This window comes from Elusimicrobiota bacterium (genome assembly GCA_041660185.1).
Classification (GTDB): domain Bacteria; phylum Elusimicrobiota; class Elusimicrobia; order 2-01-FULL-59-12; family 2-01-FULL-59-12; genus JBAZWU01.
Window position 1 is genome coordinate 393729 of record JBAZWU010000001.1, and the last position, 20174, is coordinate 413902.

The window sequence follows — 20174 nt, forward strand, 5'->3', positions numbered from 1 at the left end:
TATCGTCATACTGCCGCGGATTTTAGAACATTTTCATACAACTGCGCTATCTCCGAGGCTTCTCGGCCTGCTTCAAAGCGCTCCCGGCAATCGACAAAACCCTCTTCGCCCAGCCGCCGGGCCGATCCCCACTCGCGCAGGCATTCTTCAACGGCGGCGGCCAGGGCGGCCGGATCCCCGGGCGGGATGAGCTTTCCGGTCCGGCCGCTGCGGACCACTTCCGGGAGGCCGCCCACATCCGAAGCGATCACCGCGCGCTTCTGGCTTAAGGCTTCGATGGCGACGTAGGACAAGCCTTCTTCTAGGGAGGGGATCACGACGATGTCGAGTTCCTTGAGCGCGGGACGAAGGTCTTCTTCCCAGGGCCGGATGGCGACGGCGGTTTCAAGTCCCCGGCGGCGGATCTCCGTTTGCAGGCGCGGATCCGAGCGGGCCGCGCCCAGGATGAAAAGACGGATCGGCAGAAGACGGTGGGTCATGAACACCGCGGCGTCCAGAAAGATCGAGCTGCCTTTTTCGGGACTCCAGCGGCCGACGAAGCCGACGCGGAACGTCTCCGGGTGTTCGCGCGGAGGAGGCGCGTCCTTAAACCAGGAAGCATCGATCCCGGGATAAATCACGCACGCGCGTTTCCCCGTCAACCCGTGCCGGGGTCCATAGGTCTTTAACAGGTACTGGGAAATAAAGACATTGCAATCAAACCCCTTCCGGATGAGACGGTTCAGGACGTTGAGCAGGCCGATCTTCCAGGGGGTGACCGATGTGATCAGGCGTCCCTCAAAGGTCGAAATCCTCGAACGGAAGAGACCGCCGGCCGCCAGCAAAGCGGCAATGACATCGCTTTGAATAAAAAAGGAATGGACGAGGTCAAAACGCTTTTGGCGGCACAAGGCGGCGAGTGAGCCGATGAACGGCAGATACCCGCACCGTTTATACCGTCCGTCGATGATGATCCGTGCCGGGGTGTCCCGGAAATACGTCTTTAAGACATCGGGAATTTTGGTGCCGATGACAAGCGTGGCTTCGATGCAGTCCGGGTCGATTTTTCCAAGAAGTGTCCTGAGGTGGTTGGCGGTTCCTCCCAGACCGTTGAGACCGACACAGAGGTAGAGGACCTTCAGCGGCGGATGCGGCGCCGGTAACGGCGTTTCATCCCGATGGATTTTACTTGAGGTCCAAGGCATTGAAGTCCTCGGTCCGGTTCAGCAGGATCCGGCCAAAGCCCGCTACAATGCCGAATCCGATGGCGATCCGGTCGCGGTCAAGCCGAAGGACTCCGGAGAGCAGCGTGCCGATCAGTTGTCCGAGGCTGGCCCAGCAGAACGCTGGGACGGATAGCCGGTATTTCCGGACAAACCGGTAGCGGTTGATCACGTCCGAAATCCCGAAGGCCATGAATTTGCCTTTGCGGAAACCATGATGATGATGGATGACCCTGGCTTCGGAGAGCATCATGAAGCGGCAGTTCTTTCCCAGGGAGAGGCAAAAATCAAGGTCGTCGAAGTGACCGTGCCCGCGGTAACGCTCTTCGTAGCGGTGGTCGCGGAACACCTCGGCCCGCCAAACGGTCGCTCCGCCGCAGAGCCATTCCACCGGGGTATCCTGGACGACCGGAAACAAAATCGTGTTGAACCCGGAAGGCAGGATGCGTCCACCCCGGCCGCCAGCGAGTCCGAATACCCGGCGGAAAACAGTCGCCTCGGTGGGAACATTGTTGACGATATGGAACGAACAGCCGGCGATGGCCGGTTCCGCATGAGACCAGAAGCGGAGCATTTCCTCCGTCGTGTTGGGAGTGAGCTCCAGATCGTCGTCGAGAAATCCGACCAGGGTGGTTTCCTTGGGGACGTTGGCCAGGCCAGCGTTGCGCTGCCGGGTTAGTCCCGGCGGGTAGACCGGGAGATAGGACACCGGTAAATTGGGATAGGCTTGAATAAAGTCCTGCACATGATCTTCTCCGCCATCGATAATGATCACATGATCTGGTTTTCGCGTCTGGGCCGCGAGGCTCCGGAACAGTCGGTGAAGGTCCTCCCGGCGATTGCGCGTGGGAATCAGGAAAGTCAGATGGGGGGATGCGCTTGTCTCGGAACTCATGAGGATCGGCTCCCGGGTGATTTGAGATAGTCTTCGAGAAGTTGTGCCATGAAAATTTCAGTGTCTTCCATGGATTCCTGCGTCGCTCCGCCGATATGAGGCGTGATGAGAAGATTGGAATGGGATGCCGCGTATCGAACCAGAGCCTCTCGACGGGGATCAAACCCCGGGCGATGTTCGTTTGCGAGAACGTCGAGCGCGGCCCCCGCCAGGCGGCCGGATTGCAGGCTCCGGAGAAGCACGGACTCATTGATGAGGCTGCCCCGCGACGTGTTGATGAAATAGGCGCCTTTTTTCATCCGTCCCAGTTCCTTGGCTCCGAAGAGATCGTGTGTGGAGGGATTGGCGTCGACGTGAATCGAAACCACATCGGATTCCTTCAGGACTTTCTGAAAGGACACCCATTCCAGCCCCGGGATATTGAAACGAAGACGCGGATCGGTGCCCAACAGCCGGCCAAAGAGGGGCCTGCCGAGACGGGCCATCATTTTCCCCAGCCTCCCGAGGCCGACAAGCCCGAGCGTTAAAGAGGATGTTTGCCGCCCGATGAATGGAGAACGCCTCCAGTGCCCGGCGCAAACATCCTCCATCGAGGCATGACTATGGCGCAGCAATGAAAGCGTCAATCCAATCGCGTGTTCGGCTGTCCCTGTGACGGTCCGCAGAAAGCCGCTCTGTCCCTTCAAACTCAGGACAGGAATGCCCCGGCGGCGGCATTCGTTCTGATCGATGTGATCCAAGCCGGTTGTCGGAGACACGATACAGCGGAGCCTTGGGGCCGCCGCAAGGACGTCCCGGTCAATACGGTGTCCCAGCCGGACCCAGAGAATATCCGCGTTCCGGATTCTGGCCAGCAATTCCCGTCTCGTAAAAGGTCCCTGAATCAGCCGCCCGAGCTTGCCGATCCGGCGCGACGCTTCCTTGGAAAATGAAAGTGGCTCGGCCAACAGAATAACGCGTTTGTGTTTAGTCATGGCGGGCACGCAAGAGAATCGCCGCGAGTTGGAAGTCGAAGGGATGATCAATATTGATCGAGCGTTCACGCGGCATGAGGTACGGAATGATCTTATTCCCCACGAGAGAAGACGCCCCGAACAGGATATGCCGTCTGACCAGATAAATCGCTCCATTTCGAACCAGGACGGGTTTGAATTCCTGACGTCTCTGGAAAGGAGTGGCTTTCTTGCCCAGCAGCGGTTTTACATAGGGGCCGGTGGTGACATACATATAATTCGGATGGGCGTTGTCCGCGACGTAAAAGGAGACGACGGAATCCGCCCGGGGATATTTCTGCAAAAGGCCGATGCATCGGTCAATGTCTTCCGGGGTCCTGAGAGGGGCCGTTGGCTGCAAAGACATCACGGCGTCGACTTTGAGGCCGGTCCGGCGCTCGAAAAAAAGAGCCGCGTGTTGAAGCACGGACAGCGTACTGGCGCGGTCCGTCGCCAATCGGTGCGGCCGGAGAAAAGGAGTCGGACAACGCAGTTTTAGGGCGATCGCCCGGATACTCCTGGAATCCGTTGAAACCATATAATCCGTCAGCCGCCGGCTTTTCCGTGCAGCTTCGATCGAGTACTGAAGAAGCGGTTTACCGATCAGGCGCTTGATATTCTTGTGGGGAATCCCTTTGGACCCGCCTCGCGCCGGAATAATCGCAAGAATGATCGGGGAACGGCGAGCCGATGTCATCATCTTTTTTTAGCCCATAGGAAAAATGTCTGCCCCCACGATTCGCTGCAGGCCCACGGGTGAGGATTCTGGCGGGCTCTTTCGCGAAGGAGCCCATCATAGACTTCCGTCAATGCTTTTTCATAAGCGGGTGGTAAAAGTGTGAATGGAAACCGTGGAGAAGGCGATATGGCGGGAAACGGGTACACTCCGCAAGACTGAATGTGGCGCACCGGGAGCTTCCGGAGGTGCCGTTTGTAAAACTCGGAGCCGTAGGTCGTGCGAAAGAGCGTGTGTTTCTTGGGAAGACCCGCGCCCTCGGACGGCAGCCAGGTTTTAAGCAGGTTGTTGATGGGCTGGAAAAACGTCTGAACGCTTTTCTTCTTCGGGACGACATAGGCGATGAAAACGCCGCCGGGTTTGAGCACGCGCACTTGTTCGGAAAGGAGTTGGTGCATCGATCGGAAGTGCTCCAGGAGCCCGATGCTGATGACCACGTCGAAGGTGTTGTCCTGAAAAGGCATCTTCAGAGCGTTCCCGGCAACGAATTCGGCCCGGTTCAGGTGGTTGTTCTTCGCGTAAATTTCCTTGGCCGTTTCCAGAACTTCCGAAGAAAGGTCGAAGAGTGTGACGCGGTATCCGGCCTCCGCAAAGAAAGACGAGATCGATCCCCGGCCGCAACCGACTTCTAAAGATTTTCCCTTTTTGGGGATCCCGATGACCTCTCGAATGAAGGACCAATGCTGCTGGAAGGCCAGCTGGATCTGGGTCAGAGGTTTTCGTCTGGAAAAGTAATTGTTCTTGGTTTCGGCCCGGCCGACCCAGTTCGCCTTGAAGGCTCGGATATCGCCGTTCTGTCTCAAATTCATTCAACTCTCCTTCTACTTGGACTTGACGAAATGATTGTTGGCGCTGTTGATATGGGTTGAAAATCCCAAGTTGCTGTAGTGCAACCCCTCATGTTGCAGTACCTTGTGCGGAGCAAAGAGATGCCACGGGTCAAAGAAAATACCGGGTCTTCTCATTTTCTCTGCAAATTTAAGCAGATCGGCGTTCCGGTAGCGAAGGTGGTTCGTCATGATCACGACGCCGTCGGTCCCATCGAAGGCGTCCGCCACGTTCTTGACCGGCCGCACCCCGTGGGCCCGGATAATGGAAGAGGCAACGATCGGGTCATGCCCGATGAGCTGAATGCGATGACGCCGGAGGAAATCCACGACTTCCATCGTCGGCGAAAAGCGGATATCCGCTGTTTCCGGATGACCTTTGAAAGCAAACCCCAGTATCCCGATGCGCGCCTGCCGCGGCGGCCGGCCGATGGCCGACAAAAAGTTCAGCAGCCGGTCCGCGACATGGCGGGTCATCTTTTCGTTCACTTTTCGCCCGTGAAAAACGATATCCGGGTGATGCGGATGATTCCGGGTGCTGTAGAGCAAAATGAAAGGGTCCTTGGTCAGACAATAGCCGCCCACGCCCGGGCTTGGCGATGGAATATGGCTGCGCAGGTAGTCTTCATTGGCGGCGCGCACGACCTCGGCGGGATCGATATTGAACCCGTCGCAGATCAACGCGAGTTCATTGGCAAATCCAAAAAGAACGTCACGGAAGGTGTTATTGAATAATTTCACAAGCTCGGCGGACTCCAGCGTGCTGACGGGGATAATCTTGGAAACAACGGGTTTGAACAGTTCCGTGGTTTTGGTCAAGGAGGTCTGATCAAATCCGCCGATGATCTGGGGGATGAGCCGAAGTTCCTTGAGAGCGTTTCCCTCAACGACCCGTTCAGGCGTGAACGCGACATAAAAGTCCTCCCCGACCGTCAATCCGGAGGACTTCTCAATAATCGGAATCAGGAGGTTGCGGCTGGTCCCCACAGGCACGGTCGACCGGAGAATCACGAGGTCCCCCCGTTTGATGATCTTTCCGATCGATTGGGCCACGGTTTTGACGAATCCCAGGTCCGGCGATTTGGTGTCATTGGAGACGGGTGTCCCGACCGCCACGACGTATACATCGGCGGAGACATGGTCCGGTTCTTTGTAAATCGTGAGCCGTTTGCCCAGATGTTTCTTCAGGAGTTCTTTCAAGCCCTTCTCATGAAAATACGGCTGTCCTTTCAGGAGTTGACCGATTCCTCTTTTTCGAGGTTCGACGCCGATGACGTGATAGCCGCTTTCAGCAAAAATAACACTCATCGTCAGGCCGACGTAGCCAAGCCCGAAGATGCAAATAACGGGTTTGTGAGGCTTTGCGGGGCGGCCGGTTTGAGACGTCGTGGCGACGGTGTTCATGATTTCTCCTCAGGGATCCAATTATAGCGGGGGCGGCCTTCAATATGTGTGGCAAAACGTCCTCGGTAGTAGTCTCTGTTCAGGAGTTCCTCGTGCGTGAGCGCACGCGTTCTCTGCCCGATCAGGCGTGTGAATTCCGGAATGGAATCATGGGCTTCCCTGAGGCGATCGTCCGGTGAGAGCGCGGCAAATTCAGCCAATTTCTTCACGTGGGTGGGGCCGATCGATATCGGGCCATCCTTGGTTTGTTCGGCCGGGAGGATCGTAAAGTGGCGTTCAATATAATCCGCACCGAGTGCGAGCGCGGCTTTGGAGGCTTTGATCCCGTCGACGGAGACGCGGGTATGGTCGGACCACCCGACGGCCGCGCTGAACTGGCGCAAAAAATCGAGACGGGCCAGATGGCAGTTGTCGAAGGTATTGGGATAGCGGGTGACGCAATGAAAGAAAACAACGTGTTTCTCTTTCAGGAACTCGGCGGTTCGGGCAATTTCCTCATCGTGTGTGGCTCCCGTGGAAACAAAAAACGTGTCGAAATGCCGTTTGAGATCGGACAGCAGCGCGTAGCTTGCGCAATCGTAACTCGCGATCTTGACGAGACGTTTCGGCCAGGGGAGCGCCGCCACGGCGTCCACGGTCCCCCGTGTGAAGAGGGTCGTGAACGGAATCAATCCGCGGCGTTGGCATTCCTCAATAAACCACTGGTGGTCCTCCAGGCTCAGTTCAAGCGGTTTCAAGCGCTCGTATTCAAGCTGGTAAGGTCTTTTGATGGTTTCAACCAAACCCTGCGGCGTGGTTTTCCCTTCTTCGAAGCGTTCTCGCCGCGTCAAATCATTCGCCCAAATGGACTGAATTTTGGCGTAGGTCGCCCCGTTCTCGGCGGCGGCGTGAATCATTTCCTGAAGGAGGCTCCGGCTCCCCTTATGATTCTGGCAAAATTCGACGATGAGCTGACCCCTGTTCAGTTTTCTCTCCAATGACAGCGTACGATTTCCTGTGCAGCCAGGCGGCTGCCGTCCAGCGTTCCGAACCGTTTGGTGAGCTTGTCCGAAAGAGCCTGAATATTTTGCCTGAGACTCCCGAGGCCCTGCAACGTTTGTGCAAGGGAATCAGGCCGATACACCCGTCCGATGGCCAGTCGTTCAATGCAGCGGTTGTTGAAAAATATTTCCGGATCATCGTCCGCGTCGTAGGGCGGAACGATGAGAGGGACTCCGGCCAGAATGGAAGACCATAGAGCTCCCCACCCGGAGCGCGCGAGGTGGGCAACGATCTTCTTGTTGCGAAGGGCGGAAGGCGGCGCATACCGGGAGCCCGGGATGACGTCGGGGCGGTTTGAATAAATGGCCATTCCAAGTTGAGATAGCGACGGGTATAAACGGTCCAGCCTGTCAATTCCTGATGCGCTGACGTAGATTCCTTGCTGTTCGACGGGAAAGGGGTCCTCGGGAAGGAACGCGGTCAATGGAATGTCCACGTGATGGGAGGCGGTTGTCTTGGGCGCGTCGGAATCGTCCCAAAAGGGCCCGGGGTGCGTCATCAAGTGGAGGGCCGGCGCGTCCTCGACTCGGTCAAAAGCGCGTTGCGCTGAACGCAGCAGATCCGTCGGGATGTTGAACGTGCCGCTCGTTTCGATCGATGCCCGGCGCAAGATTTCAGAACGATGCGCAAATGTAACGCAGTAGCTGGGAGCCACATCAAACCGCACGAGCGGTGAGCGCTGAAGTTCCATGGTGATGGATGGCCCTTGAATGGCCGTTTTCTCTCCGTGCAGGTTTTCAAGAACGATGGGTCCGCCCAGATGCTTCCGGCACTGCGCTTCGACCGACGCGGTTCGCTCGCTCCACCCGCTCAAAAAGTCTCGGAACGGACCGCCCTGAAACAGGAGGGTGTTCAGGAGACGGCCGAGATCGGCATCCAGAAAGATGAGGCGGCTGGTCTCTTGGTTCTCGGGAGTTGCGAAAGCCTGGCGCATAATCTCGCGCTGCTTTTCGCCATACAGCCAGGGGACGATGATTCCCAGGGCCGGGCGATTCCAGGTGGAAAGGGTGCGGTTGAGCGCGACCGCGATTTCCGTGAGCCTCAAAAAAGGGCCATAACCATAGGAAATGTTCTCAATAATGTAATTCACGGATAGTCCCTTTTAACCTCCGCGGTGAAGTTCCCAGTATTGGTCCTGGCGCGAGAGTAGATCGGCGTGCGAACCTTGCTCCAGGATTCGTCCATCCTGCAGGAGCAGGATATGGTCGGCGTGTTCGACGGCTGCCAGGCGGTGGGTCACAATCAGGGTCGTATGCCCCTGGGAGAGGGCTTGAATGGCCTGCTGTACGGCCCGTTCCGAGATAGGGTCGAGGGAACTGGTCGCCTCATCAAAGATATAGATCTCAGGTTTTCGGATGACGGCGCGGGCAATCGCGATACGCTGCTGCTGGCCTCCCGACAGTTTCATGCCGCGTTCTCCCACAACGGTCCGGTACCCCTCAGGGAAGCTCGTGATGAATTCATGGGCGTTGGCGATCCGAGCGGCTTCTTCGATATCCGCCAGGTTGAAACGCGGATCATCGAATCCGATGTTTTCAGCGATCGTCGCGTGAAAAATAAAGCTGTCCTGGCTCACAAATCCGATCCGACTGCGCCAGCTGGTCAAATCGAACTCAGCCAAGTCAGCGCGGTCCACCCAGATGCGTCCGCTGAACGGCCTGTAAAAACCCAGGAGCAGGTTAATAATGGTTGTTTTTCCCTGTCCGGATTTGCCCACCAGGGCCGTCACCTTGTTCTTTTCGAGTGTAAAACTGAGCGAATCCAATAGCATCCCGCGATCCTTGTGTTTGAAGGCGACCTGCTCAAAACGGATCGCCTCCTTCAGCGTGGTGAAGCGCGTTGTGCCGGCGACCGTGACCGCCGGCGGCTGTTGAAGGACTCCATGGACGATCTCCAGATCGGGCAGGCTGGAAATGATCAGGACCCCGGCATTCCCGATGTTCGACAGGTGAGGGACCATGCGGAAAAAAGCCGCCAGGAAAATGCCAAGCGTCGGCAGAAAGGACGGCAGGTTCGCTCCAAATCGGACGCTTGCCAGAGAAATCAGGGCGGTGACCAGGACCACGGCAAACAAATCCATAAAGTAGCGCGGGTATTCCAGCAATCGATTGGTCCGCGCGTAAAGGTCGCTGATCTGTTCGCTGAGCGTGTCATTCGACCGGATCCAGCGGCCCACCGCATTGGCCACCGTAATCTGTTTAAAGCCGCTGACGAATTCGTTCAGCGTGATGTTCGCATCGCTGCTGACCGCGCCCATTTGTTTTCCGGTGGCATACGCGTGCCGTCGAGTCGACTTGGAAATCAGGAAATAAAAGCCAGCCGCCGTAAAAGTCAAACCGAAGGTCAATTTCCACTGAACCGACAGCAGCAGGAGGAAGATCCCCAGGGACGTCACGACGGAAGCGCTCAGGTTTGGAACGCGCATCAGGGTGCCCGCCACCTTATTGGGGGATATGCCGAGAATATAAACGAGCCGGCCTTGCTTCTGGCTGAGTAACGAGTCCAGCTCAGACCCGGCATAGAAGTTAAAAATGCGCTTTCGAAGATCCGCCATGATACGGCCGCTGGTTGAGGTGACGACATATTGCTGAATGAGCTGCGTTCCGAACCGAACGAGCGCAACCACCAGCAGCATCATGCAGGAGGCCAGGAGAATGTTGTGTGTGGGAAGCCAGGACAGAATTCTTTCAAGAGCCGATTGGATCCGGCTTCCGGTGGCGATAGGACCGGTGCCGGCCAGGACGGAAAGAATGGGCATCAGAAGCGCCAGCGTGAAGTACTCCGTTGCCGCCACCAGCACGTTCAACGCGGAAATCACGGTATAGCGCTGCCAGTAGGGGCGCATGAAGTACCAGATTTGCCGAAAGGTTTTATGCATGGGAGTGGCTCGCACCTTGTGGAAGGAGGGCTTGGATCTCCGCCAACAGGCGGTCCGCATAGGGCCCCGGACCACGGAATACGATCGGGGCGATGTCTTGGCGAAGTTGCTCGCCGATAGCCGGTTGTTCAGCCAGTTCAAGCAGATGCTGGACATCCCGAACAAACGCCTGACGGGAATGAGACGTCAGGATCGCCTGCGTTTTGCGAAGGTAGCGGAAGTGTTCGCATTCGTAAATCTGTTCCAATGGAAATTCTGTCTTGCCGATGGAGAAGGCAATCGCCAGGGCCGGTTTCCCCATGACTGCGGATTCGATGAGGAAGGTAGACAGCGGCGAAATCACGCAGTGCGCGCTGGCCATCAGCGCGGGATAATAGTCAAGTCCCGGCACAAAATGATCCGGCCGGCGGCCGAGCCCAAGACGGTCGACACGTTCATGCCCTTCGCGGATCTGTGCATCCATGGTAATGAAACGAAAATGCCGGTCCGAAAAGCGGGTCTCCAGTTGCGAGTCATGCCCCCAGGGGTGCGGCCTGTAAATTACATGATAGCCGCTCATGGTACCCTGGCCCATGGCCCGGTCAAGTTCACCCAATAAGTCGAGTTCAGCGACATCTCTTGAGCACCCGGCGAAAATGATTATTTTACGATCGGCAGGGATCGCATGAATGGCACGAATGTGGCTAATTTTTTCGGGAGGAACGGTGTTGCGGTAAACCTCAAAATGAGGCACGCCCAACACTCGGATCCGCGCGGGTTCAATATGCTGGATCCGCGCGGCATGTTCCCGGGATTCCTCCCCCCATACGGCCAGAATGTCCGGATGATCCGTCATGGTTCCCTTGGTGCTGAGGTTGTCCCAGCCATTAATCAGCATAAAGGTCTGGATTTTTCTTTCCCGGCAAGCGGCGAGGACATCCAACGCCATCAGATCCGTTCCCTGGGAAGGGAATACCACCATCACGGGCCGGGTCTTGTCTAAGAGGTTATCGACAGACCGGTTGCGCCCGATGAGCCTTTCGATGACGAACAAGGTGAGCTGGAATAACCCCGGCAGAGCCAGGATTTGGTACAGGGTGCGCCGTTTGCGGCCGCTGATATCCACGTTGAATTTCAACGGATACGACGTGGACCGTTTACGATGGGCCCACATCGTCAAATACATCCGGAAGGTATTCCATTGGCTTCGTTTTGGATCGGCGGAAATAAAACCGGCAAACGGGAATTGGGACGTTAATAAGGAAGGGTCCATGCCCTGGGCTAAAGCCACGGAGCAGGAATACGGATCGGCCAGCCTGTTCAAGGCGCCGGATTCCAGAAAATTCCGGACATAGAGACGACTGGAGAGGACAATAAGCAAGTTAAACGGCGAGGTTTGCGCCTGGGCTGAACCGCTTTTCGTTTGATCGTCAGCTACTGCGTACGGCATCAATTAGGTCTCCGATTGAATCAGATTTGGCTCATCGATTGATGGATGTTCACTTATTGAACAATATGTTGCTCTCGTGATCAATATAATAAAATCGATACAAATCGTCACAATTGGATGATCGAGGAGATGTGGATTCAGCGCTTGAAAAGAGTTACTATCTGGGCGTTTGCGGGATGCTTCAGTGCAAATGAGAGGGTTTCATAAATATCCGGCTAACCGCCCGCTCTTCTGGCGTAATTTTGACGGACCCGCCCAACATCGCTTAGTGGAATTTTCTGCTTCTTCTTAGCGTTTCCTGACTTTTTACAGAGACGACCACGGCAGTGCTGTGATCTTGGGATGCAGTTGCAGTGGACGGGGGCACCGGCAAACGATGTAGCCTTGTGGAGACTGGTCCCTGTTTTCATCGATGAAACTTAAGAGATGCCGCGCGTCCTGTATCGTCGGACGTTCCGTCCACTTGGCTTCGACCGGGATGAGCCGGTTTCGATAGTCCACCAGGAAATCTACCTCGGCGCCGTCTTTTGTTCGTTGATGAAACAAACAGCCTTCCCCCAGATACTGAAGGCGTTTCCAAAGCTCTATCCCAACCCACTGCTCAAAAATTCCGCCGGGACTGGCTAATACGACTTCCGGCGAAGGCGACAGTCCGGCGGCAGCATGGCGGACACCCAGATCGAAAAAGAGGAATTTAGGGGTGGAAAGCAGATTTTTGCGGGGACTTTTTGAATACGCCGGAAGGCGGAAGCCGACGAACATGTCTTCTAGCAATTGATAATGCGCCTTCACGGTCGGCTGGGAAACGCCGGATTCCTGGGAAATGTGGGCAAAATTCAGAAGATGTCCGGATTCTGCCGCCGCCAGCTTTAAAAAACGGACAAAAGCTCCCCAATCTTTAATTGACGCTTCACGGCGTATTTCTTCCTCCAGATGAACAAACGCGTAGGTTTTTAGAAGGTCCGGACGGTTTTCTTCATTCGCCGTGACAATTCCGGGGAGTTCTCCGTAAGCCAATCGGGTCATCAAATCGGCGGCTGGGAATGGTTTTTCAGGCGCGGAGTCCCTTATCCATGGAAATGGCAAAATAATGCCCGTATGTCCGGTGTCTGCGGCCGGACGTTCCGGAAGGATCAATGGATAGAGGTGATGCGCCAAGCTGCGGCCAGGCAGGAGATTCGTCCCGTTGCTTCGCAGTTTGCGGGCCGAACTGCCGCACAGAATAAACCGCCACCGCGTTTTTTCTTCATCGTAAAGATATTGCACCGCATCAAAGATGGACGGGACCGATTGGGCTTCGTCTACAAATACAAAACGCGTCAGGGATTCACGCGGCAGGGCACGGCAAATCTGAATGAACTCTTCCGGATTGGAAAGGTGGCGGGAACGTTCCCGTGGATCGGCCAGATTGATTTGAATGGCATCCGGTGGAAGAATGGATTTGATGAGTGTGGATTTCCCCGTTTGTCGAGCCCCGAATAAAAGGTGGACATACGGGCGATTCAGCTTATCCTGTAAGGATGTTTGAGACCAACGGCTAAAGAGCACTTTGGAATCCTCGTCTGTTTATAAACTACACCTTATTATCTGAAAAATCAACCTGAAAAGAGCTCCTTCATGCGGCTTTTATGGCTAGGAGCTGTTGAAGAACCGCTTGTTGCAGCTCATCTTCTTTCAGGAGGCGATTGACCTGTTCCGCTTCCCGCGGTTCGTTGATGCCCGGATAACCTCTCGATAAGAGAATTCCTCTAAGATCATGATCGTGTTCAATGATCCGGTTTTGATCGATGGATTCCAGCGTTTCAGCAGCGGTTCGTGGAAGCTGACAGAAGGTGGTCAGAAAATCCCGGCGGAAGGCGACCAGCCCGAGGATGATGTGGACCGGGTCAAACCCTTGATTCTTAAAAGGAAGGCGTGAAAAATCGCGTGAACAATAGAGAATACGATTCCCGCAAGAGGCGATGCATTTAACAATCGAACGGTCTGCGAGTTCTTTTGCGGAAGCGATCGGCGCGATGGCATTCCACGCAGGGGCATCAGGGGCGGCTGCGATCGTTTGCGTGATCGTCCGGAGATCTTCAGGCAGTACGAGGACCTCGTCCCCCTGGACATTCACGACGTGGGTGCACGAAAGATGGGACACCGCTTCCGCGACCCGGTCTGTTGCGCCTGGGTGCGATGCTTTCGTCATGATGACGCGCCCGCCGAATCCTTCAATGGCTTGCTGAATCTCCGCATCGCAAGTGGCCACAACGACATCCGAAAATGTTCCGGACATCAGGGCGCGGCGCCGCACATGCTCAACCATCGGGAGGCCGGCGATTTCGAGAAGGGGTTTCCCTGGAAAGCGGCTGGAACCCATGCGTGCGGGAATAACAGCGGCAATCTTTGTGGATGTCATTGCGGCAAGGTTCCGCAGTCGACATTAATGCATTGGCCTGTAATCCCAGATGCTTCCGGACCGGCCAGGAACCCAACCAGCTGTGCGACTTCCCGCGCGGTCGGAAGACGGCGGAGCGCCGTCTGCGTTCGGGCGAAATTGGACAGGTATTGCGCGACATCCTTTCCGGCGGCCGGGGAATCCGGATCGTTTAAGGAGCCGATGATGTAGGGTGTGCGGATGTAAACCGGGCAAACGGCATTCACGCGGATTCCGCGCGGACCGAGTTCTTTGGCCAGGGATTGGGTCATTCCGTTGACGGCAAACTTGCTCGCGCAATAGGCGCTGTTGTTGGAACTTCCGCGTTTTCCCGCGAGGCTTGAAAGATTGACGATGCTCCCCCCTCGGCGCATCGCCGCCGCGGCCGCCTGGCAGCCCCAGAGCGTGCCCAGCACGTTCGTTTCGAGCATGTCGCGGATGAAGGGCTCGTCAATCGCCCGAAGGGGCTTCCAAAGTGAAATCCCTGCGACATTAATGAACGCATCGAGGCGCCCGAACCGTTTCACGGTCTCCTGAACGAATTCGCGGACGCCCTCGCGTTCGCGAACGTCGAGCGGCCAGGATATCCATCCTCGTCTCGACGCGCTCTTTCGCGCTCGGCGCGAAGCCACGGCAACGGCGTATCCTCTTTTGTGAAACAATGCGGCTATTTCGCGCCCGATGCCTCCGGTGCCGCCCGTGATGCCCACAACGTGTTGGTTGAATTTCGCCATATTCAAAATATGAAGTAATGATATCATAAGTGATCCATGATGGTTACCGACGACGTATCAGGCCAACTGGCGTACGCGCCGGCGCCGGATTTCCCCCGGTGTCCTGCCTGCGGCCATCCGTTTGAGTTCGATCCAGGGCAAACGATTCCTTATCGAACGGGCGGGACTCCTCCGGCGGGAGTCCATCTGCCGTCCCATGTGGCGTTTTGCCGAAGCTGCGGGTTGGGCGCGGCGCTCCCTCCCTTTTCCGAGGCGGACGAGGCGGTTATTTACAAACAGGGGCAATTCTGGCAAAACGCTTTGCCGCCGGAACCGCGGCAAGACCTGCGGAAACTGTCGTTGGCTCTGGCTCTGGCCGAAAGCCGATGGCGGTTCATCAAACAGCATTGGTCAGGGAAATCCGCCGGCTCGGGCTTGCGCCTGCTGGACATCGGCTCGGGACAGGGAGCCATGGGCCTGGTAGCCGCGAAGGACAGGACCACTCCTCTCTCGGAATACGTTGCGGTCGAACCGGATGGCGGAATGCGTGCGGAACTCAGTGGGTTTTGGCAGCGTGAAGGCCTTCAGGTCCCGCTGCGGCAGACCGCCTCGCTGGAGGAGTTGGGACCGGCCGCCGGGCGTTTCGACATCGTTGTTTTGTCCCATGTGCTGGAGCATCTGCGGTCTCCAGGAGAACTGCTGAAGCAAGTCAGTCCCTATCTGCGCGACTCCGGTGCGCTTTTTATCGAAGTTCCCCACCAGGACTATCTTTTCAAACGCGACATCTTCCCTCACCTGCTCTTCTTTTCTCACGGCAGCCTGAAGGCCCTGCTCCTGCAGGGTGGTTGGGATATTCAATCCATCGAATCCTATGGCAGGGATCAAGCGAAGACGCCGTTCCGTCGCGATTCGTCGATCGTCTTACGAATCGTGATCCGCTTGATGGGAAAGCTGGAGCGCCATATTCCTTCCGGTCTTCAGCGCGCCGGTTACCGGTGGGCCTTTGGAATTGATCGGAAAAACCCCAAAGGAACCTGGCTTCGGGCCCTCTCCAGCCCAAAAAAACAATAATGCAAAAAAGGATAACCGAGTCCGTTAAAAGAAGCAGCAGCGGAACCCTCTTCGGGATGCTGGTGTTTGCCGGCAGTTTCCTTTTCCGAATCATGGTTTATCTCCGCTATGTGGCCGACCACCCCGGTCTTCCCTTCGCCCCGAATGCATTTCCCGGTGTACTGGCCAGCCACTTCCGAGAGTATGTTCTCTTCAATGACTGTATTCCCCCTCTGACCTACGTCATCCAAAAGGTCCTCCTGTCCGCGGCCGGTTTGAGGGTCGCCGGACAGTATCATGTGCATTTGCTTTATCTTTTTCTGGCGGACTCGATTGCCGTTACGCTTCTCTATCGAGTGATGGATAAGGTGTCCGTGAATCGCTGGGTGGCTCTTGCTCTTGCCCTCGCGTACTCGTTTGCGCTCATCGTCTTCGAGTTATGGTATGCCGGCCTCATGGGTCACTATGATGTTTACACGACCTTTTTTAACTGCTTGTTTATCTTCTGCCTAGCGTCCTGGATTGAGGCTAGAACCTGGACCGCCACTCTTGGATTCAGTGCGGCTTGCGGGTTGCTGATGCTTCAGCTGAATGTGACCAGTTACAGTGTGCCGGTTCTTCTGATGGTTCAGGCGGCCTGGCTGTTGTTTCGGCGCGAGTTTCGGCAGGCGCGTCTTTTCCAATGGCTAACGATCACCGGTTGCGTCATGCTTCTCGTCGGTGTTTTATCTCTCCGGGCATTCCGTCGAACCGGTTCTTTTTCAGTGAGCCCCAAGGGCGGGGCCGCGTCCATGATGTTTGTTCAGCGCGCTCTCGGGTGGAGTGATTTCTACGAAAACAATCCTCCGGCCCTACCGGTCATTCAGAAATTCCTCATGGACTCCGGTGCTCCGGATTGGTATCGGTGGTGTTACGACCATGCGATTCCGCCCACGGGACCCGATGGGAAACCATCCAATGGCTGGACGTTTCTTTCCCATGCTTTTGGCATCTGCATGCCTTGGTCCTCGGCGCACGGAGTGGCGGACCGCCCCTGGCCGTTTGATTTTGGCCCCTTGGCGAGCAGGCTGGACCGCTTTGGCCAGCCCCGCTTGGCGGCCATCATCCGGAAAGATCAAGAAGACTCTTATGCACGCCAATATCTTTTTCAGGGTTATTCCCCGGAGCTGTCTCCTCGATGGATTGGGGTTTACGCGGGCGAGTCTCTCCGGCTGACCCGCGCGCTGTTCATGTCGAGACCCCTTCTCTATCTTCGAACGATGAAGGCTGTGCATGAAGAATATGCCACCGGCGGCCCTGAGTTCTTGCACGGTCTCCGCCCAGAAAATGCGGATGCGTATTTTCTTCATCGTTACGTTGAGATTCTCTCCCACAATTTCTTCCCGTGGCTGATGAAAACCGCGTATTCGGTTTTTCTTTGGGGAGGGTTATTGATAATCATCCGTTGGTGGCGGTGGAGGGAGGAAGCTGCAACGAATGTTTATGGGATTCTTGTGGTCCAGGTTGTGTTTTTCTCTGTGGTGTTCAGCGGCCTCGTGACAGTTGAAAACCCGCGTTACTTCATGTTTTCCATTCCAGCTCTGCTCGTGATGCTCGGACTGGTGTTGCAGACGTCGGTCGTTCTATTCGTCGAATTCTTCCGATATATCCTTCAACTGCGGCGGGCGCGCGCCTAGATCGTCATGGCGGTGAATCCACCGTCTACCGCGACGAGGGAGCCGGTCACGAAGCTGGCGGCGTCGGACGCGAGCCAAAGCGTGGCGCCAATCAGTTCTTCCGGCTTGCCAAAGCGTCCCATCGGTGTGTGCCCCAGGATGCTCTTTTTCCGGTCCGCATCGATAAAATGCTTCATGCTCCACTGCGTCGGGAAAAATCCCGGCCGCAGGGCATTGACGCGCACGCCCTGGGTGGCCCACTCCCGCGCGAGGTTCTGGGTGAGGTTCGCGATGCCGGCTTTGGCGATCGAGTAGATGAACGCTTTGGACAGCGGCGGTCCGGAAGAGGCGGAAGCAAAGTTGATAATGCTTCCGCTTTTCTGTTTGAGCATCGCGGCGCCGAACACCTGGGAAGCGTACAACGTGGCGTAGAGGTGGCTCTGGAGGATGCGATCCATTTCATCGGTCTGGATATCGAGGAACGGCGTGGGCGCGTTCACGCCGGCCCCGTTTAATAGGACATCCACGCGTTTATATTTCTTGAGGATCTCGGCGCAACAGCGATCCAGGTCCGCTTTGGATGTGGCGTCGCATTTCCAATACGTCATCGGATAATTGGACCGGTCTTTATCCGGCGCCTCAGGCCTGTCGAGGACGCAGACCTTCATGCCGGATTCGGCCATGGCGCGTCCGAGCGTCGAGCAGAGGTGGCCGGCCCCCCCGATCACGACGACGACTTTGTTTTTCAGATTGAAACGTTGATCGATGGTTTTCATGGGTGTGGGAGCTCCAGCGTTCGGTAATTATCCAGATAACAAACAGCGCCGTCCTGAATCTGGGGATTAGCCACCGCGACAAACGTCCAGCCCGCCTGGCGGGCGGCGGCGGCGTCTTCAGGGGTGTCTCCGAAAAACAATAAATTCTCTGGTTGAAGGCGCTGCGTCTCCCGGTACTGGCGGAGCCACTCCGCCTTATTGACCGGTGCGCCTTGAATGCCCGCAAAGAAGGAAGTCATTCCGCGGGCCTTCAGAATGTCCATCAAAATCGGATGCGGCGTGCTCGATAAAAGAAGAACCGGGCAGGAGCGGAGCGATTTCAGAAAATCCATCGCACCGGGGATTTCGGGGGTTTCAATCACTTGCCGCGTGGTGGCGTCTTCATAACGTTTGTGAAGCTCCCGGGACCGCTCTTCCGTATAGGGTTGCTTCAGGATTTTCTCGACGACGTACTGGAACTTCTCCCATCGCGGGGTGTGATTGAAGCGGGAGCAGTAGTCCCGGATCGCTTCGGCGTGTTCGGAATACTCGGAAAAGCAGATGTCGAAAGCCCCCCGCTTGATTGGGTTGGAATCGACGAGGGTTCCGTCGAAATCAAACGCCAGGGCCTTGCAGCCCCGGATTTTTTCCGACAAAACAGAGACGGGGGTGGTCACGGCCATCGGTTCTTCCGGCGTCGCGAGCCGGGGATCAATTTCCCCATCCGCTCGGCCCATTTCCACAGGAGAAACACGTCAGAGGACAGGACCAGGAAGGTGAATCCCTGGGCGAAAGCTCGACGGATATTGGCGGCATCCGGATCGACGATCTGCGTTCCACAAGATAAGCCGTGGCGCCGGCAGGCCTCGATGACTTTTTGGCAGGCCGCCCTGACTTTCGGATGATCCAGCTGGCCCGGAACGCCCAAGGACCCCGACATGTCATAGGGACCCGTCATGACACCGTCGACATGCTCGCAATCCAGAAGTTGATCAATGACCTCAACGGCCTCAATGGACTCGATCTGGATAATAAAGGGCGACCGTTTGTTCCAGTTGCGGGTATAAGAGTCGAAATCAAATCCGTAGCCCTGGGCGCGGGCGACGCCGAAACTTCGCTGGCCGACGGGAGAGTATTTCATCCATCGAACCAGGTCGTCGCGCTGGCGGACGGTGTTGACCATGGGAACGATCATGCCGTCGGCGCCGGAATCGAGCAAGCGCTTGATCTGTTCGGCGTTATGGGACGAGACCCTGGGAAGGCAGGGGATTTGGCGCGCCTGGCAGGCCGCGATAATCCGCTGGGACTGCTCCTGGGAAATGGTGCTGTGCTCCAGATCGATCCCGATGAAGTCGAAAGGAGCGCGGGTGAAAATCTCCGTGATGGAGGGATGCCCGATAGACGTCCACGCGCCGAAAAGGCGCTCTCTCTTGCGCAGTCTCTGACGGAGTTCTGGGATCATGGGCGGGCCAACTTTTCTCCGTCGCGTAGGAACATCTGGACGGTTTCTTTGCTATAGGGATGGACGATCATTCCTTCAATGAGGTTGGGTGTGGCGGTCACGATGTCCGCTCCGGCCTCGAACCATTCGACAATATTGAGCACTTCCCGGGTCGACCCGACGATGATCTTGGCCGGGCTGCCGAACGCGTCCAGAAGGGCGCGCAGCCGGGCCACCTCTTCGCAGGAATTGTACCCCATGTTGTTGACCCGTCCGCCGAAGATCGAAACGTAGGTTGCTCCGGCCTGGGCGGCGAGGAGGCATTGCTGGGCGCTCATCATGGCGGTCACGTTGACCCGGATGTTGTGCCGGGTCTCCAGCTCATGAACGAGGCGCAAATTTTCAAGCTCTCCATTGGGGCCGTGGATCGTGATCTTGACGTTGATGTTTTTTGCCCAGCCGGCGAAGAGCTTGGCCTGCCGGAGCATCTCAGCCGGTTCATTCGATGTCACCTCAACCGAAAGCGGCAGGGGATCAATCAGTTTGGCAATTTCCCTCGACTGTTTCTCGATTCCTGCCCAACCCCCGGTAATGCCGTCTTTGACCAGAATGGTCGGATTTGTTGTCACGCCCCGGACGATCCCCATCGAAAGATACTTTGTAATTTCATCGAGGCGTCCGGTGTCCAGAAAAAGGCCCGTCAGTTTGGTTCCCATGGTTTGAAAATTCCCCTTTCG

19 protein-coding genes are annotated in these 20174 nt (G+C 56.5%); 2 read left to right on the forward strand and 17 right to left on the reverse strand.

Annotated elements, in window-relative coordinates:
- Window positions 1–5: 5 nt before the first annotated feature.
- The 13 genes from WC859_01880 to WC859_01940 form a co-directional block, all read right to left on the reverse strand.
- Entirely contained in the window at window positions 6–1184 is a 1179-nt protein-coding gene (locus WC859_01880) for a glycosyltransferase family 4 protein (protein ID MFA5974898.1), read from the reverse strand.
- Complete coding sequence (locus WC859_01885) at window positions 1165–2097, reverse strand: glycosyltransferase (GenBank protein ID MFA5974899.1); 933 nt, start codon at window positions 2095–2097, stop codon at window positions 1165–1167. Before WC859_01885 ends, WC859_01880 begins: the two co-directional genes overlap by 20 nt.
- A complete protein-coding gene (locus tag WC859_01890; protein MFA5974900.1) occupies window positions 2094–3071 on the reverse strand; it encodes an NAD(P)-dependent oxidoreductase in 978 nt (325 codons plus the stop codon). The genes WC859_01885 and WC859_01890 overlap by 4 nt, the downstream gene beginning before the upstream one ends.
- A complete protein-coding gene (locus WC859_01895; GenBank protein MFA5974901.1) occupies window positions 3064–3789 on the reverse strand; it encodes an acylneuraminate cytidylyltransferase family protein in 726 nt (241 codons plus the stop codon). The genes WC859_01890 and WC859_01895 overlap by 8 nt, the downstream gene beginning before the upstream one ends.
- Window positions 3786–4634, reverse strand: a complete 849-nt coding sequence (locus WC859_01900) for a class I SAM-dependent methyltransferase (protein ID MFA5974902.1) — start codon at window positions 4632–4634, stop codon at window positions 3786–3788. The genes WC859_01895 and WC859_01900 overlap by 4 nt, the downstream gene beginning before the upstream one ends.
- Before the next feature lie 12 nt (window positions 4635–4646).
- Window positions 4647–6056, reverse strand: coding sequence for a nucleotide sugar dehydrogenase (locus WC859_01905; GenBank protein MFA5974903.1), 1410 nt, complete (start codon window positions 6054–6056; stop codon window positions 4647–4649).
- Entirely contained in the window at window positions 6053–6952 is a 900-nt protein-coding gene (locus WC859_01910) for an N-acetylneuraminate synthase family protein (protein MFA5974904.1), read from the reverse strand. Before WC859_01910 ends, WC859_01905 begins: the two co-directional genes overlap by 4 nt.
- A 65-nt stretch (window positions 6953–7017) precedes the next feature.
- The gene (locus WC859_01915; protein ID MFA5974905.1) at window positions 7018–8187 is read right to left on the reverse strand and encodes a hypothetical protein; all 1170 of its coding nucleotides are present in this window, start codon (window positions 8185–8187) and stop codon (window positions 7018–7020) included.
- A gap of 12 nt (window positions 8188–8199) precedes the next feature.
- Complete coding sequence (locus WC859_01920; GenBank protein ID MFA5974906.1) at window positions 8200–9975, reverse strand: ABC transporter ATP-binding protein; 1776 nt, start codon at window positions 9973–9975, stop codon at window positions 8200–8202.
- Complete coding sequence (locus tag WC859_01925; protein MFA5974907.1) at window positions 9968–11404, reverse strand: hypothetical protein; 1437 nt, start codon at window positions 11402–11404, stop codon at window positions 9968–9970. Before WC859_01925 ends, WC859_01920 begins: the two co-directional genes overlap by 8 nt.
- A gap of 306 nt (window positions 11405–11710) precedes the next feature.
- Window positions 11711–12952, reverse strand: a complete 1242-nt coding sequence (locus tag WC859_01930) for an AAA family ATPase (GenBank protein MFA5974908.1) — start codon at window positions 12950–12952, stop codon at window positions 11711–11713.
- 67 nt (window positions 12953–13019) lie between these two features.
- Window positions 13020–13805 (reverse strand): 3-deoxy-manno-octulosonate cytidylyltransferase, encoded by a 786-nt coding sequence (locus WC859_01935; protein ID MFA5974909.1) that lies wholly within the window; start codon window positions 13803–13805, stop codon window positions 13020–13022.
- Window positions 13802–14584 (reverse strand): SDR family oxidoreductase, encoded by a 783-nt coding sequence (locus WC859_01940; protein ID MFA5974910.1) that lies wholly within the window; start codon window positions 14582–14584, stop codon window positions 13802–13804. Before WC859_01940 ends, WC859_01935 begins: the two co-directional genes overlap by 4 nt.
- 9 nt (window positions 14585–14593) lie before the next feature.
- Here WC859_01940 and WC859_01945 point away from each other — a divergent pair, with 9 nt between their 5' ends.
- Both WC859_01945 and WC859_01950 read left to right on the forward strand, forming a co-directional pair.
- Window positions 14594–15607: a class I SAM-dependent methyltransferase gene (locus WC859_01945; protein ID MFA5974911.1), complete on the forward strand. Its 1014-nt coding sequence runs from the start codon at window positions 14594–14596 to the stop codon at window positions 15605–15607.
- Window positions 15607–17262 carry a hypothetical protein gene (locus WC859_01950; GenBank protein MFA5974912.1) on the forward strand — a complete coding sequence of 552 codons (1656 nt, stop codon included), beginning with the start codon at window positions 15607–15609 and terminating at the stop codon, window positions 17260–17262. The genes WC859_01945 and WC859_01950 overlap by 1 nt, the downstream gene beginning before the upstream one ends.
- On the opposite strand, the gene WC859_01955 is transcribed toward WC859_01950, so the two are convergent.
- Genes WC859_01955 through WC859_01970 form a run of 4 tightly spaced genes read right to left on the reverse strand, consistent with a single transcriptional unit; the run spans window position 17259 to window position 20153 of the window.
- Window positions 17259–18017, reverse strand: coding sequence for an SDR family oxidoreductase (locus WC859_01955; GenBank protein ID MFA5974913.1), 759 nt, complete (start codon window positions 18015–18017; stop codon window positions 17259–17261). The genes WC859_01950 and WC859_01955 overlap by 4 nt on opposite strands.
- Window positions 18014–18673, reverse strand: a complete 660-nt coding sequence (locus WC859_01960; protein MFA5974914.1) for an HAD family hydrolase — start codon at window positions 18671–18673, stop codon at window positions 18014–18016. The genes WC859_01955 and WC859_01960 overlap by 4 nt, the downstream gene beginning before the upstream one ends.
- Window positions 18670–19458 (reverse strand): aldolase/citrate lyase family protein, encoded by a 789-nt coding sequence (locus tag WC859_01965; protein ID MFA5974915.1) that lies wholly within the window; start codon window positions 19456–19458, stop codon window positions 18670–18672. The genes WC859_01960 and WC859_01965 overlap by 4 nt, the downstream gene beginning before the upstream one ends.
- Window positions 19455–20153, reverse strand: coding sequence for a transaldolase family protein (locus WC859_01970; protein ID MFA5974916.1), 699 nt, complete (start codon window positions 20151–20153; stop codon window positions 19455–19457). Before WC859_01970 ends, WC859_01965 begins: the two co-directional genes overlap by 4 nt.
- Between the last annotated feature and the right edge of the window lie 21 nt (window positions 20154–20174).

What these genes read in the sequence shown, in the direction of transcription:
- WC859_01880 (MFA5974898.1), bottom strand. Translation starts at nt 1,184, where the DNA reads ATGCCTTGGACCTCAAGTAAAATCCATCGGGATGAAACGCCGTTACCG.
- WC859_01885 (MFA5974899.1), bottom strand. Translation starts at nt 2,097, where the DNA reads ATGAGTTCCGAGACAAGCGCATCCCCCCATCTGACTTTCCTGATTCCC.
- WC859_01890 (MFA5974900.1), bottom strand. Translation starts at nt 3,071, where the DNA reads ATGACTAAACACAAACGCGTTATTCTGTTGGCCGAGCCACTTTCATTT.
- WC859_01895 (MFA5974901.1), bottom strand. Translation starts at nt 3,789, where the DNA reads ATGATGACATCGGCTCGCCGTTCCCCGATCATTCTTGCGATTATTCCG.
- WC859_01900 (MFA5974902.1), bottom strand. Translation starts at nt 4,634, where the DNA reads ATGAATTTGAGACAGAACGGCGATATCCGAGCCTTCAAGGCGAACTGG.
- WC859_01905 (MFA5974903.1), bottom strand. Translation starts at nt 6,056, where the DNA reads ATGAACACCGTCGCCACGACGTCTCAAACCGGCCGCCCCGCAAAGCCT.
- WC859_01910 (MFA5974904.1), bottom strand. Translation starts at nt 6,952, where the DNA reads ATGATTCACGCCGCCGCCGAGAACGGGGCGACCTACGCCAAAATTCAG.
- WC859_01920 (MFA5974906.1), bottom strand. Translation starts at nt 9,975, where the DNA reads ATGCATAAAACCTTTCGGCAAATCTGGTACTTCATGCGCCCCTACTGG.
- WC859_01925 (MFA5974907.1), bottom strand. Translation starts at nt 11,404, where the DNA reads ATGCCGTACGCAGTAGCTGACGATCAAACGAAAAGCGGTTCAGCCCAG.
- WC859_01935 (MFA5974909.1), bottom strand. Translation starts at nt 13,805, where the DNA reads ATGACATCCACAAAGATTGCCGCTGTTATTCCCGCACGCATGGGTTCC.
- WC859_01940 (MFA5974910.1), bottom strand. Translation starts at nt 14,584, where the DNA reads ATGATATCATTACTTCATATTTTGAATATGGCGAAATTCAACCAACAC.
- WC859_01945 (MFA5974911.1), top strand. Translation starts at nt 14,594, where the DNA reads ATGATGGTTACCGACGACGTATCAGGCCAACTGGCGTACGCGCCGGCG.
- WC859_01950 (MFA5974912.1), top strand. Translation starts at nt 15,607, where the DNA reads ATGCAAAAAAGGATAACCGAGTCCGTTAAAAGAAGCAGCAGCGGAACC.
- WC859_01955 (MFA5974913.1), bottom strand. Translation starts at nt 18,017, where the DNA reads ATGAAAACCATCGATCAACGTTTCAATCTGAAAAACAAAGTCGTCGTC.
- WC859_01965 (MFA5974915.1), bottom strand. Translation starts at nt 19,458, where the DNA reads ATGATCCCAGAACTCCGTCAGAGACTGCGCAAGAGAGAGCGCCTTTTC.
- WC859_01970 (MFA5974916.1), bottom strand. Translation starts at nt 20,153, where the DNA reads ATGGGAACCAAACTGACGGGCCTTTTTCTGGACACCGGACGCCTCGAT.